Source organism: Scytonema hankhaensis NUACC26 (genome assembly GCF_045865695.1).
Classification (GTDB): domain Bacteria; phylum Cyanobacteriota; class Cyanobacteriia; order Cyanobacteriales; family Nostocaceae; genus Scytonema.
The window spans coordinates 1-12,663 of record NZ_BAACAP010000217.1; the positions used below are offsets into that span (position 1 = coordinate 1).

At 39.4% G+C, this 12,663-nt stretch carries 14 protein-coding genes, 1 pseudogene and 1 CRISPR repeat array; of the genes and pseudogenes, 6 read left to right on the top strand and 9 right to left on the bottom strand.

Annotation, left to right across the window (positions count from 1 at the left end; translation table 11 throughout):
* Window positions 1-95 precede the first annotated feature (95 nt).
* From ACKTT2_RS28975 to ACKTT2_RS28985, 3 genes are all read right to left on the bottom strand, one after another.
* On the bottom strand, window positions 96-458 hold the full coding sequence (locus ACKTT2_RS28975) for a hypothetical protein (protein ID WP_407893153.1): 363 nt from the start codon (window positions 456-458) through the stop codon (window positions 96-98).
* Between the two features lie 490 nt (window positions 459-948).
* Window positions 949-1,335: a hypothetical protein gene (locus tag ACKTT2_RS28980; RefSeq protein ID WP_407893155.1), complete on the bottom strand. Its 387-nt coding sequence runs from the start codon at window positions 1,333-1,335 to the stop codon at window positions 949-951.
* Window positions 1,336-1,357: 22 nt separating this feature from the next.
* On the bottom strand, window positions 1,358-1,780 hold the full coding sequence (locus tag ACKTT2_RS28985; RefSeq protein WP_407893157.1) for a restriction endonuclease fold toxin-2 domain-containing protein: 423 nt from the start codon (window positions 1,778-1,780) through the stop codon (window positions 1,358-1,360).
* Window positions 1,781-1,984: 204 nt separating this feature from the next.
* On the opposite strand from ACKTT2_RS28985, the gene ACKTT2_RS28990 reads away from it, so the two are divergent.
* Window positions 1,985-2,221, top strand: coding sequence for a hypothetical protein (locus ACKTT2_RS28990; protein ID WP_407893159.1), 237 nt, complete (start codon window positions 1,985-1,987; stop codon window positions 2,219-2,221).
* Here ACKTT2_RS28990 and ACKTT2_RS52395 read toward each other — a convergent pair.
* Window positions 2,107-2,666, bottom strand: a pseudogene (locus ACKTT2_RS52395) (transposase family protein); the annotation flags it as partial. The gene ACKTT2_RS28990 and the pseudogene ACKTT2_RS52395 sit on opposite strands and share 115 nt — an antisense overlap.
* 390 nt (window positions 2,667-3,056) lie before the next feature.
* Here ACKTT2_RS52395 and ACKTT2_RS29000 point away from each other — a divergent pair.
* Both ACKTT2_RS29000 and ACKTT2_RS29005 read left to right on the top strand, forming a co-directional pair.
* A complete protein-coding gene (locus ACKTT2_RS29000) occupies window positions 3,057-4,010 on the top strand; it encodes an MDR/zinc-dependent alcohol dehydrogenase-like family protein (protein WP_407893163.1) in 954 nt (317 codons plus the stop codon).
* 22 nt (window positions 4,011-4,032) lie between these two features.
* The gene (locus ACKTT2_RS29005; RefSeq protein ID WP_407893166.1) at window positions 4,033-4,497 is read left to right on the top strand and encodes a GNAT family N-acetyltransferase; all 465 of its coding nucleotides are present in this window, start codon (window positions 4,033-4,035) and stop codon (window positions 4,495-4,497) included.
* Between the two features lie 743 nt (window positions 4,498-5,240).
* Window positions 5,241-5,788: a CRISPR direct-repeat array (repeat unit 35 nt; unit sequence CCACCGATTGGGTTAATTCGGAATAATTGGAAACA).
* A gap of 55 nt (window positions 5,789-5,843) precedes the next feature.
* Here ACKTT2_RS29005 and ACKTT2_RS29010 read toward each other — a convergent pair.
* The 5 genes from ACKTT2_RS29010 to ACKTT2_RS29030 form a co-directional block, all read right to left on the bottom strand.
* Window positions 5,844-6,476: a DUF4276 family protein gene (locus ACKTT2_RS29010; RefSeq protein WP_407893168.1), complete on the bottom strand. Its 633-nt coding sequence runs from the start codon at window positions 6,474-6,476 to the stop codon at window positions 5,844-5,846.
* Window positions 6,470-7,651 (bottom strand): AAA family ATPase, encoded by a 1,182-nt coding sequence (locus tag ACKTT2_RS29015; RefSeq protein ID WP_407893170.1) that lies wholly within the window; start codon window positions 7,649-7,651, stop codon window positions 6,470-6,472. The genes ACKTT2_RS29010 and ACKTT2_RS29015 overlap by 7 nt, the downstream gene beginning before the upstream one ends.
* Window positions 7,652-7,682: 31 nt before the next feature.
* On the bottom strand, window positions 7,683-8,801 hold the full coding sequence (locus tag ACKTT2_RS29020; protein WP_407893173.1) for an AI-2E family transporter: 1,119 nt from the start codon (window positions 8,799-8,801) through the stop codon (window positions 7,683-7,685).
* Between the two features lie 49 nt (window positions 8,802-8,850).
* Window positions 8,851-9,300 (bottom strand): NUDIX hydrolase, encoded by a 450-nt coding sequence (locus ACKTT2_RS29025; protein ID WP_407893175.1) that lies wholly within the window; start codon window positions 9,298-9,300, stop codon window positions 8,851-8,853.
* Between the two features lie 67 nt (window positions 9,301-9,367).
* The gene (locus ACKTT2_RS29030) at window positions 9,368-9,775 is read right to left on the bottom strand and encodes a hypothetical protein (protein ID WP_407893177.1); all 408 of its coding nucleotides are present in this window, start codon (window positions 9,773-9,775) and stop codon (window positions 9,368-9,370) included.
* 282 nt (window positions 9,776-10,057) lie between these two features.
* On the opposite strand from ACKTT2_RS29030, the gene folD reads away from it, so the two are divergent.
* The 3 genes from folD (at window position 10,058) to ACKTT2_RS29045 (ending at window position 12,589) form a co-directional block, all read left to right on the top strand.
* Window positions 10,058-10,936, top strand: a complete 879-nt coding sequence (folD, locus tag ACKTT2_RS29035; RefSeq protein ID WP_407893315.1) for a bifunctional methylenetetrahydrofolate dehydrogenase/methenyltetrahydrofolate cyclohydrolase FolD — start codon at window positions 10,058-10,060, stop codon at window positions 10,934-10,936.
* A 151-nt stretch (window positions 10,937-11,087) separates the two neighbouring features.
* Window positions 11,088-12,014, top strand: coding sequence for a geranylgeranyl diphosphate synthase CrtE (crtE, locus tag ACKTT2_RS29040; RefSeq protein ID WP_407893179.1), 927 nt, complete (start codon window positions 11,088-11,090; stop codon window positions 12,012-12,014).
* A 101-nt stretch (window positions 12,015-12,115) separates the two neighbouring features.
* A complete protein-coding gene (locus ACKTT2_RS29045) occupies window positions 12,116-12,589 on the top strand; it encodes a divergent PAP2 family protein (protein WP_407893181.1) in 474 nt (157 codons plus the stop codon).
* Window positions 12,590-12,663 lie beyond the last annotated feature (74 nt).

Sequence of the window (12,663 nt, forward strand, 5' to 3'; positions counted from 1 at the left end):
AATCTTCCTCCATCCACCTTGGTTCAATCATATCTGGCTTTCCCCGAACGTTCTTAGACAACGGGTATCGTTAAGGGCGTTCCCCCCGTGAACGGTTACCATTGATAGGTAGTAGAAGCCTGCAAACCACCGTCATCATCAAGAACATACGGTAATAGATCGCGATGAGTAAAGCCGTGAAAATTACCAAATTGCTGTTCGAGACTTAAACATACTTTCTCAACTTGCCAAGAAATAAAGCAGAGTAAACAGCGTTGTGCTAATAAACTTTGTTGACTGGAATTATTCTGAGTTAACTCTAGTAATCGCTTTTGGATGAATGTGTCTGATACTTCATCTATACTGATTAAATCAGCTAAGGTATCAACGAAAAATGTCTTCGCTATCTGGATTTCTCTAAGTTGGCGATTTCCAGCGCTGTTCAGCATGACTAAAGTCCAGTATTCTAACTTGTTCATGAATTTGCTAATAATAATTAATAATTTTTACTTGGCTTTTCTCCCTAACTATTGCTGTTATTGATTCTTAAATCTCAGCAGGTTAGGGATATGCAGTTTTATGAGTGCTAGAGATGTTACGTAGCCAGTCTCAATATGATTTTTCTGTAAAGTTTGGACTTGGTGTCAAGAATTGCATACCCCACATTCCTCCAGAAATATACATAAATGTAAGACAATAATCTAGTATTTCTACGCCAAATTACTAGCGAGAGCTAAGTGTTTGTCGTGTAATTCAGAATACTATAGAGGAAAACCATGAACTATCGGCTGAAGTTTGCTGTTTTGATTACATCTTCACTACTTTTGTCTGTTGCTGTTCCTTCTCTACTAAAAACTGAACGTAAGGGATGATTCTGTGGTAGTGCTTCTAAGGAGTCGATCGTCTATGACGATTTGGAATAGCTTGACATCAGGTTCAGTTAAACACTTATAATATCAGTGGTAACGACTATAGCAATAGCTGGGCAGTGCCAATAAATGAATTAATAATTTCTGACTCGGTTGTGTTTTGCTTTAGTTCAATGTGGACGTTATATCCTTGGTCATAAAACACTAACTCCTGATTTTGAGGAACGAGTGAACGCAGCCAAACTGCAAAAAATGCACAATCTTCTAAATAACCATCTAGACTTACACCTTGCCTGTCTCTGTGTAAAGCCACTTCAAGCAGCCCATCACCAGCTACAGAGATCGATCCTTCAAGGCAATAATAGTCATCTGAGTTAGTAATTTGCTTTAGTTGAATATGTGACCATTTCTTCATAAGACAGTCAGCAAAATCTGACTGATTAATTTGCCAATCCGTTTCTGCTGGTGGGGTGATTAAATATTCCATGGACTACCGACCTCTTTACCTATTAAAACCTGACCACAACATGACCTTGTATATTATATTTTTTAAGTAAATTTTCAAAAAATGGTACTGCTTCTTGAATGTTAACAATTACCTGTAGTGACTCCACTGGTGTATTCGGGTCATTAATCACTGCTGCATAACGCCTAAATTCGTTTTCTACCTCATTAACTATTTTAGTACGAATAAAAGGCGGGATGTTAGAGCAACTTATATAGGGGCTACTAACAGGATTATCAATAAATTTTGCTTCGAGTAATTCTCCGGTTTGAGTATTTATTCCATCAGCCCATATTTGTTCTCCTCCGTCTTTAACTTGAATTTCCTCAGTACCGCAATGTCTGATTTGAAATTGATAACGTTGATTGTGAGTAGGGGTTGGTCTTTTGGGCAATGCTTTTATCCAGTTTTCGATACTTTCGCTCATTAATTGCCCACTACCAGTTATCTTATATACTTAGTGATTTTAGCATTTGCTTTTGGCGCAAGCTGTACCCGGCTTACAATTGCATACCCCACATTCCTCTAGAAATATACATAAATGTAAAACCATCATATAGTATTTATACGTAAAAATACTAGTGAGTGCTAGATATTTATCGTGTAACGCAGAATACCCTAGAGGTGAACTATGAACTATCGGCTTAAGTTTGCTGTTTTGATTACATCTTCACTACTTTTGTCTGTTGCTGTTCCTTCTCTACTGAAAACAAGCGAGACAGTTATCTTAAGGGCTTTTGCACAAACACCGACGAGTGAAAACCGCAAGGCGTTCAATGCACGCACATCAGAGGCACTACCTGGTAAAAACACAAATTCTACTGGAATTCCGCTTCTAGTGGTTAATAATTGTATTTTAACCCCATAAAAATAACGTTTTTTAGATGCAATATAACCCCTGTATTCCTCTGACTTAATTAACCTCACATTGAAAATCCGAATATTATCGCACATTAGCACAGGGAATGAGTCTAAAAGGTATTCAGTACAATCACTAGTCTCTTTTAGTATCATTCCTATTTGATGAAATAAATCGTTGATGAGCATTGAAACGTTGTGTAATCTCCGTTCGCGAAGCGTGCCGACGAAGGAGGCATATGAAACGTGATTTTTCTAACATATAAGGGATGAATTTATGGTCTTTCATATAGCTGCAAGCCATGCTATGATTCCCACGCTCAGAATATCGCTGCAATCATTGCCGTTGTGATAATTTCAGCATCACTCATTTCACGGCGGCAGTCTTCATGATGTCCGATCGCCTTTAACAAGTCGTCAATGATAGCATAGATGGTAATTATTTCATTAAGCATATTCCCCTCCTACATTTCTCTCTGGAGGGGATTTTATTGCTTTATCGACCCAAGCGATCGCCTAAATGCATAACTAGCAACTTGGGTTAGTACCAATCATAGGAACAAAGGGATAGCTGAGAACAGTTAGGAAGTAGCACATTACTCAGTCGCTGAACTATACCGTCTAGACGGTGTATCAAACACAAATTTACTATACCGTCCAGACGGTATTAAAGCAAGAGATAATTCTCCGTCTTTCGAGAGATTAATTGATTGGCGATATATACTTATTTGAAAAACTGTAATAAAAATTACTATGCACTAACTATCCCCTAATTTCTGGAGTGTTATATTTATTTTGGTTGATTCACTTATCTAATCGAGATTTTCCACCTACACTTATTAACTATGAAAGGACTTTGGCTCGAAAACAACCAAATTCAACTCCGTACCAACATCGCTATTCCCGAACCACCACCGGGAGAAGCTTTAGTACGTGTTTTGTGTGCTGGTATCTGTAACACCGACATAGAACTTAAGAGAGGTTACTATCCCTACGCTGGTATTCTTGGACATGAATTTGTTGGTGTTGTTGAACAAGGACCAGAGCACCTAGTGAATCAACGTGTAGTTGGAGAAATCAACGCTGTTTGCGGACAGTGTAGGTTCTGTCGTAGGGGACAACCTACTCATTGCGAAAATCGTACTGTTCTTGGTATTGTCAACCGCAATGGAGCTTTTGCTGATTATCTGACTTTACCCATAGAGAACCTATATCGGGTACCTGACAATATTCCTACAGAAGTCGCAACTTTTACAGAACCTTTAGCAGCAGCGTTGGAAATTCAGCAGCAGATACAGTTATGCCCTGACGATCGAGTACTCGTTGTTGGTGATGGTAAACTGGGGCAATTAGTAGCGCAGACAATAGCTTTAACTGGGTGCGAGCTTTTAGCCGTGGGACGTCATCGAGACAAACTTGCTAACTTAGAGGACAGGGGTATTAAAACTGGTTTAGTTGATGCGGTTAAAGACAAAACTTTTGATATTTCGGTAGAATGCACTGGTAACTCTGAAGGATTTGCCATTGCTCTTCGCGCCTTGCGTCCAAGAGGAACTCTCGTACTCAAAAGTACATATGCAGGTAACCTGAGCTTTGATGCTTCTTCTTTAGTTGTGGACGAAATCACTTTAGTTGGCTCTCGTTGCGGTTCCTTTCAACCCGCGATCGAACTTCTAGCACAAGAAAGAGTAAATGTAAAACCCCTCATTCATGCACGTTATCCCCTTACAGAAGGGCTGGCTGCTTTTGAACGCGCTCAAGGTAAAGGCGTGTTAAAAGTTTTATTGGACATCGGTTAGCGGGGAGTGGTGAGTTCAGTCTATGAAAAGTAGAGTTTCAATTGTCGATTACTCAAACGAACATCGCCCTGCAATTCGCAGGATTCTCGAACATATAGGCTGGGCAGAGCAATACATTATTGCTAGCGAATACAATGCTGACATTTTTTCTCAGAATTCTAATATATATGGCATATACGTTGCTATTCACAGCGATATCGCGATTGGATTCATCTACGTGCAATTCCATGTTTGGAATCAACTTGCTCAAATTCAAGGATTGGCAGTCGATCCAACCTATCACAGACAAGGTATAGCAAGAGCACTAGTAGATAAAGCAGAAGCTTTTGCACTTTGCAAAAAGGCACGAGGTATTTATGTTGATACGCCAGTTTCAAATGCTTTAGGACGAAGCTTCTACGAAGCCGTTGGTTATCAGTGTGCATACATCATGCCGCGTTATTACGAAGATACTCTTGATGGAGTAACGTATCAAAATTTTTTTTGAATTTAAAGAGTAAATTAAGTGCGCTCTCTGCACATTGAGAGATTACTACTGAAAACTCATATCCTGTAGTTTAAAAGAATTACAAAAATTTACAATTGAGCGGCAACATATAAGGATGCTCGTGGCATAAATTTCTGTCAATAAAGAATAGGTTGTATAGAAAATTCCACCCTCAAAGCTGAATAGCAAGCAAAATTCCACTTAGTTACTGCTGTAGTTGCCGAAAATTTTTAATGATGAATTAGTTTGTAAAACAGCTTGTAATTTTGTTAATTATTTTTTCTCTAGTTTTTTGATGCTAGTGCTTGTAATGTATGATATTTGATAAGAAAAAACACATGAAATTGTGTAGTTTATATTTTTAGTTTAGAGGAGATGTATCAACTATACAAATAAGTCAAAAAGTTAGTTAAGCTCGTGGAGGATAATGTTTGGTTTTATTGGAGATATCATCGAAGCAGCTTTGAGGTATTAATTGTTGGCAGGTAAGAACCACAAATACCGCCAAATTATTATGTTATCTAGGTTTGAGGGTAATTTGAAGCTGGCTTTGAGATGTTCATCTACACACCTCGCCCAATCCCTGAAACCCTATATTTTCCGTTGAGGTGTGTCGATTGCCCACTGAGTAAGGATTTGAGGTATGTGTTTTGCTCAATTTTACACGACTTGCATCATGTTTTTCAGAGGTGTGTCGATTTGGCGTCTAAAACCCTTACTGGGTAAGGTCTCCTAGATGAACCCCACCGATTGGGTTAATTCGGAATAATTGGAAACAGATAAGAACGTCCTACTCCTCTGGGATAACGCTCCCTCCACCGATTGGGTTAATTCGGAATAATTGGAAACATTCTTATTTATAATTGAGCTAAAACCTCCTCTCAAAGTTGCCACCGATTGGGTTAATTCGGAATAATTGGAAACATTGTAAGAGTTACCTGATCCAGTTAAACTGCTATTTCCCACCGATTGGGTTAATTCGGAATAATTGGAAACATTTTACAGTCCGGCCTGTAAAGCCTCCGGATAGGTGAAGCCACCGATTGGGTTAATTCGGAATAATTGGAAACAAGAGGAGCCTCAGCAACTACTTTAGTAGAAGTGGGAAACCACCGATTGGGTTAATTCGGAATAATTGGAAACAATTTTTAGAAGCAAAGAAGATCCAGCAAACCCAACAATACCCCCACCGATTGGGTTAATTCGGAATAATTGGAAACTGGTATGGCTTTTGAATACTAGGTGGCACAATTACCCCACCGATTGAGTTAATTCGGAATAATTGGAAACTGAAGCCACTTTCCAGAGTTAATGAGCCTGCATAGAAACCCCACCGATTGAGTTAGTTACTTACTATCCTCAGTAGAAGTTTCTATCATTTCTATAAGCATAGTGAAAAAGCGATCGCAATAAGGAGAAGCGCTACGTACTTTGTTAGTATTTAATAGTTCTAAAAGTTTGGAAGCGTGTTTAATTTTTTGATACTCCCCCTTAGATGTATTGCAAGTTGCATTTTTTAAGCATGGTTCCAAGCTATCTTTATCAATAGTTTCTACATTAGAATTTTTAGGGAGTACATTTTCCTTAAATCCTCGTCCGTAAAATTTTTTAAGAGTATCGATGTCAGCAATAAACCATGCTTCCATTGCTTGAACCATTAAATGACAATAGCAATTATCAATTTCTGGTATCTCCCAATTATCCCTATTCTTTAAATGCTCCCAAGGAGATTTTTTAACTGGAGCTTCTGCATCAACAAGCAGCACATTAATAGCATCTGGATGAGATTTCAAAGCATTCTTAAAGTCGCGAAATGCGTTATTACGAGAACCACAAACAGTAATTCCCCATTTTATCTTTTTACTACGTGCTAATTTCACAATCTCTTGTAAAAAATTGCTAAATCCTTCACGAATCAAAGCCTTGGTATTTTTTCCATCGCCACCACCTTCAATGTAGAGACGAATCTCCTTTACCATCGGGTTCCTCCGATTTCACCCATCCGCCACAGATCGCCAAGAGTATAATTTTCCAGCCAATTCTTTAACCTCTCTGGTTCAAGGCGACGTAAATGGCTTCCCTTGTCATCTCTTTCACAAACCAACACTGATTCGGGTGGAATTGCAGAAACTAAAGCATCAGAATGAGTTGTTACAATCAGTTGCGTTCTTTGAGATGCGTCAATAAGCATCTCTGCAATTGTAGGTAGAATATCTGGATGTAGACCTATTTCTGGTTCTTCAATACAAATAAGAGGTGGTGGAGTTGGGTCAAGAAGTAAAGCCATTAAAAATAAATACCGTAATGTACCATCAGATAACCGGTTTGCGGGAATTGGTTGCGTAAGCCCTTGTTCGCGGATAAATATTTGTGCCGTACCACCGTATACTTTTATATTAAGTTCTTCGGCAATTTCGTAAAATTTCTTAAGTTGGTCTATAACTTGTCTATTTCCTAACTCGTATTGTAAGTTATTTAGAAACAAACCAAGATTACTTGCATCCTCAAAAAGAGGATGTTCTACTAAATCAGTCTTTTGAGGTTTACGTATTTCTGATTGTTGTCCTACATCCCATTCTCGATAAATTCCTATACTAGAAAATTTATGGCTTAAATAGGAAAGTTCAGGATACAACTCTGGCTCTTTTCTTTGTGATAAAATTGACTGATCTATAATTAGCCGTTCTGGTACTATAGACCGTCGTATCTGTTGTACTAAATTATCTGATTTTACTTTTAAAACTGGGTGACCGCTTTGATAACGATAATAAAATTCATTATTGTTTTCACTGATAGATGAATATTCGTTTTCTATTTCTTCTTCGATGAGTTCGAGCCTTCGACCAACTATAGTGAACATTAATCTATAGGATAACGGTTGATTTGGGTACTCAACAATAACTTGTATTTTAGCGACTGGAACCCCTTTATCACCTTTCCAAAAAAACTCACTAATACCTCCTCCTTGACGAAATGGAACTAGTAAGTCTGTGGGTGTAGCCCTTAAAATATTTAGCGCTTCAATTAAATTGGATTTACCAGATGCATTAGAACCAATTAATACATTCAACGGTTGTAGTTCAATTTCTTCTGCTTTACCATAAGATAAGAGATTTTCTAATTGCAAGCTATGGATAAATCTTTTACCTTCCATCTAAATCCCTCTCGATTATTTGTTATCTACATTATCGCTCCACAACTACATTTATCCTTTGTTCAGTAGCAACGCCATCATTTGGGACATCCTCAGCAAGTGGAACTCTAAAACCTCCATCACGCCAGCTATCTGCTACATCTTTGATAAAACTAGCGATGGGTATAGCAACCAACAAACCTAATAGTCCTCCAAGTTTTGCGCCTACCAATAAGGAAATAACAACCCAAACAGGGTTTAAGCCAGTCAAATTACCTAAAAGTCGAGGAGCAACAAAATTAGTATTAATTTGGTCCACGAGTACAGCAACAGCTAAAACTTCTACCCCTAACCAAAAATTTTGCAATCCAATTAATAGGGTGACTATTGCAATTCCTATACCTGTCCCGAAAGGGAAGAGGGAGAAAAATCCAATTCCCAGCCCAAAAAGTAAAGCTAGGGGAATTTGCAGTGTCAAAAATATGAGTATGAGTGTCAGTGCTAGCAATGCACCTAAGATTGCTTGACCAATAAAATAATTTTGGAAATCTTCACGTAATAATTGCCGCACTGGTGAGCTAATGTAAGGTGGAAACCACTGAAAAATTCCATCCCAAAGTTTTTCTCCATTTAGTATTAAATATATTGTGATAACGACTGTCAGCAGTACGTTTACTAAACTACCAATAGTATCTACTGCAAAACCAAGAATTTGACCTGTTAAGGACTGAAGTTGGTTGGAAAATCTATCTAACAGTTGAGTGACTAAACTACTTAAATTAACTGGAAGTTCTTGGGTGGCTGCTTGGGTAGCAATCCAAGTTTGAAAGGCTTGAATTTGTTGTGTTCCAGAATCAATCCAATTTGGTAAAAAGTTCACTAGTTCGTTGAGCTGTTGCAGAATTAAGGGAACTAAGGTAACAGCTAAAGCTCCAACAATTATTACAGCTAACAGTAAGACACTGACAATAGCAAAGTTACGATTTATGCCTTGTTTTTGAAAAAACCGAATTGGATAATCTAAAACAAAAGCTAGTAAGAGGGCGGCGACAAGAATACTTACGAGGGGTTGGAAATACTGTACGACTTGAAGCAATACCCAAGCGTTGAGTATAGCAAGGGGAAATGCTAAGCCTAGACTTAACCATTGTTGTAATTTGTTTGTAGTCATTGAATGATTTACTATTTGCTAATGACTTATGACTAATTGGAGTTAGTAATTAGATATTAGCGATCGCTATAGGTTGTCTCTCTATAAAATCTAACAGAATACGTTGATGGACTGCTCCCATCGGTCTGACTTCTCCTGCAATGGCTGAGTAGCAACTCCCTTGACGAACGTATTCTGGTGCTACTAAACCCATGTCCCAACCTTCATTCAGAACTAATCGATCTAATTCTACTAACAGTGGTGCATGGAAAACGTGACGGAGAGCTATTTCATCAGAATAGCAGCCGAACTTGGAAAAGGTTGGTGGTAAAGTATAACCTATTTCTTCTAAAATTTCTCTCTGTACTGCTTCTTCTGGAGTTTCGCCCGGTTCTATATGTCCGCCAAAAAACGCCCAGTGTCCTGGATAGAGAAGATTTGGCTTGTTATCCCGCAACTGCATTAAAAATTTATTATCTCGATAGAGTATCGCAATAGCAACTTGTTTAGTATTTGTCATTTGTCATTTGTCTTTTGTCATTTGTCATTTGTATCCTACTCCCTACCCCCTAACCCCTACCCCTACTCTACTCTTCCTCTAAATACACTTCCCCGTACTCTTTCCCTGCAATTGGAATAGATTGGTAGCGTATTTTACCTTTGAAGACGACTTTATCTCCCTCTTTTATACCAGTTTGATTGGTAATTACCCAGACTTTGCCTGTAGAGTCGTCAATTTGATATGCCATCCGCTTTAACAATGCTACTCGTTTCTCAACTTTTCCTTGTATGTAAACTGTGGCGTCATCCTCCTTTTGTGGTTTGATTTCCTGAATGGGAGTGATATTGGCTCCGATTGTGTTCCAGCCATATCGACCTAAATTGGTACAACTTAACGCTCCTGTAAGAAGGAGAACTGTTAATCCCAAGCGTAAGGATAAAGCTATGCCGTGATGATACAAAAACAATATATTTAAATTTTTCATTTTTTGCATAATGATTACCTGTACTTGCCAATTTTGGCATCAGGGATCGGCAAGTGACAATTTATATCTGTTGATTAGGGATTGGGGATTGGGAAATTAATTCCCAGTCCCTAGTCCCCAGTCCCCAGTCCCCAGTCCCTAATTTTACATTTCTTTACACAGTTACTTTTATCTTTGCCTACTGACTTACAAGCAATCTGAGAAGATATTGAATGTGGTGTTTAAGCGCGAATGCGAATTGTGCATGAGATGGCAATGCCACTGCGTAGCTTTCTTATTCTACGAATTGTGATGGATACAAAAACAGCCAAACTTCTTGATGGTAAAGCTAAGGCAGAAAAAATTCAGCAAGGACTTTCTGCTGTCATTAAAGAAGCTCAACCCAAAATAGGACGCCCGCCCGGATTGGCAGTGCTGATGGTGGGCGATCATCCCGCATCTGCAGCATATGTACGTGGAAAGGAACGCGCCTGTAAGAAGATTGGTATTGCGTCTTTTGGGAGGCATTTTCCAACAGAAACGACTGAAGCTGAGTTAGAGGGAGTTATTGCTGCACTCAACGAAGATGAGCGAGTGGATGGTATTCTTATACAATTGCCTCTCCCGAATCATTTAGATGCTCAGCATCTGTTGTATCAAATTTCTCCAGATAAAGATGCTGACGGCTTACACCCTATAAACCTGGGACGACTGGTGCGAGGAGAAACGGGTTTACGCAGTTGCACTCCTGCTGGCGTTATAAGTTTACTGGAAGAATATAAAATTCCTTTACAAGGTAAGCAGGCAGTAGTGGTAGGACGTAGTATTTTGGTCGGTAAACCTTTGGCTTTAATGCTACTGGAAGCAGATGCTACCGTGACGATCGCTCATTCGCGATCGCAAAACTTACCAGAAATCGCAAAGAATGCTGATATTCTAGTTGCAGCAGTTGGTCGTCCCGAATTCATAACTGCTGACATGGTAAAACCAGGTGCTGTTGTGGTAGATGTGGGGATCAATCGCGTGACAGACTCAAGTGGCAACAGTCGCATCGTGGGTGACGTTCGCTTTGAAGAAGTTGCTAGAGTTGCGGAATTTCTCACACCAGTGCCTGGTGGCGTAGGTCTTATGACTGTAGCTATGTTGATGCAAAATACTGTAGATAGCTACAGGCAACATTTACAAAATTAGTCATTTGTCAATTGTCATTTGTTCTTTGTCAATTGTCATTTGTTCTCGGTCAATGACCAATGACTAATGACCAATGACGAATGACGAATGACGAAGGACGCTTTCCCGTAAAATTGTTACGTAGATGACGGAACATCAAGGATAATTAAGGATGGTAGCAGCAGATAATATTCAGACAGCTTCACAGGTAGAAAAATTTGACCTGTTAGCGTATCTCAAAGAGAAAAAACAGCTTTGTGATGAAGCTTTGGATAAGGCTTTACCCGTGCGTTATCCAGAAAAAATATATGAAGCAATGCGCTATGCTCTACTCGCAGGTGGGAAGCGATTGCGTCCAATTCTTTGTTTGACCACCAATGAGATGCTAGGTGGTACTATTGAAATGGCTCTACCGACTGCTGTTGCTGTGGAAAGCATCCACACAATGTCGTTAATTCACGACGACCTACCAGCAATGGATAATGACGATTATCGACGCGGTAAGCTGACTAACCATAAAGTGTATGGCGAGGATATTGCAATTTTAGCTGGAGATGGTTTACTCGCTTATGCCTTTGAGTTTGTTGCAACTCAAACTCGAAACGTTCCTGCTGAACGAGTGTTAAAGGTGATTGCGCGGTTGGGTCAAGCAACAGGAGCAACTGGATTAGTAGGCGGTCAAGTCCTCGATCTAGAATCGGAAGGCAAAACCGATACTCCTGTGGAAACATTAAATTTTATTCACAGCCACAAAACAGGTGCTCTTTTGGAAGCTTGTGTCGTTTGTGGCGGTATTTTGGCAGGAGCAACGCCAGAAGAAGAGCAACGCCTATCTCGCTACTCGCAAAATATTGGGCTTGCTTTTCAAATTATCGATGACATTCTAGATATTACCGCGACTGCCGAGCAATTGGGCAAAACAGCTGGAAAAGACTTAAAAGCTAATAAAGTTACTTATCCTAGTCTTTGGGGAATAGACGAATCTCGCGCCAAAGCTCAACAACTAATTAAAGAGGCTTGTGCTGAACTAGAACCTTTTGGAGCAAAAGCACAAGCATTAATTGCGATCGCTCATTTCATAATAAGTCGCGATCGCTAGAGCGTAAAAATGAATGATGAAAGACGGCTTTACAAGTCACCATTTATCATTCATATTTCTTTTCATAATTCATCATTTATAATTCATAATTCATAAATAGTATGCAAGACATAAGCGACATTTTAGAAAACCGAGTGCTGCTCGTAGCTCTCATCTCTAGTTTGATTGCTCAAGGGCTAAAGTTAATTATTGAGTTAGTGAAAAATCGCAAGCTTAATGTCAATGTTCTCGTGACTACAGGAGGAATGCCTAGCGCTCATTCAGCATTGGTGACAGCCCTAGCAGCTGGTATTGGACAAACTCTAGGTTGGGCTTCTTCCGAATTCGCTGTTGCTGTTGTTTTTGCCATCATCGTTATGTATGATGCAGCAGGCGTGAGACAAGCTGCAGGGCAACAAGCTCGCATCCTCAATCAAATGATTGATGAATTATTTCACGAACACCCAAATTTTAACGGCGATCGACTTAAGGAATTATTGGGACATACACCCGTTCAAGTGATCGTCGGTTCAGCTTTAGGTATAACTATATCATGGTTAGCTAAGTCTACCGGCGTACTCGTGGTCAATCCTTAATCAGTGACCACCTGACCAGTGACCACCTGACCACCTGACCACCTGACCACCTGACCAGTAACCAGTATTAACGG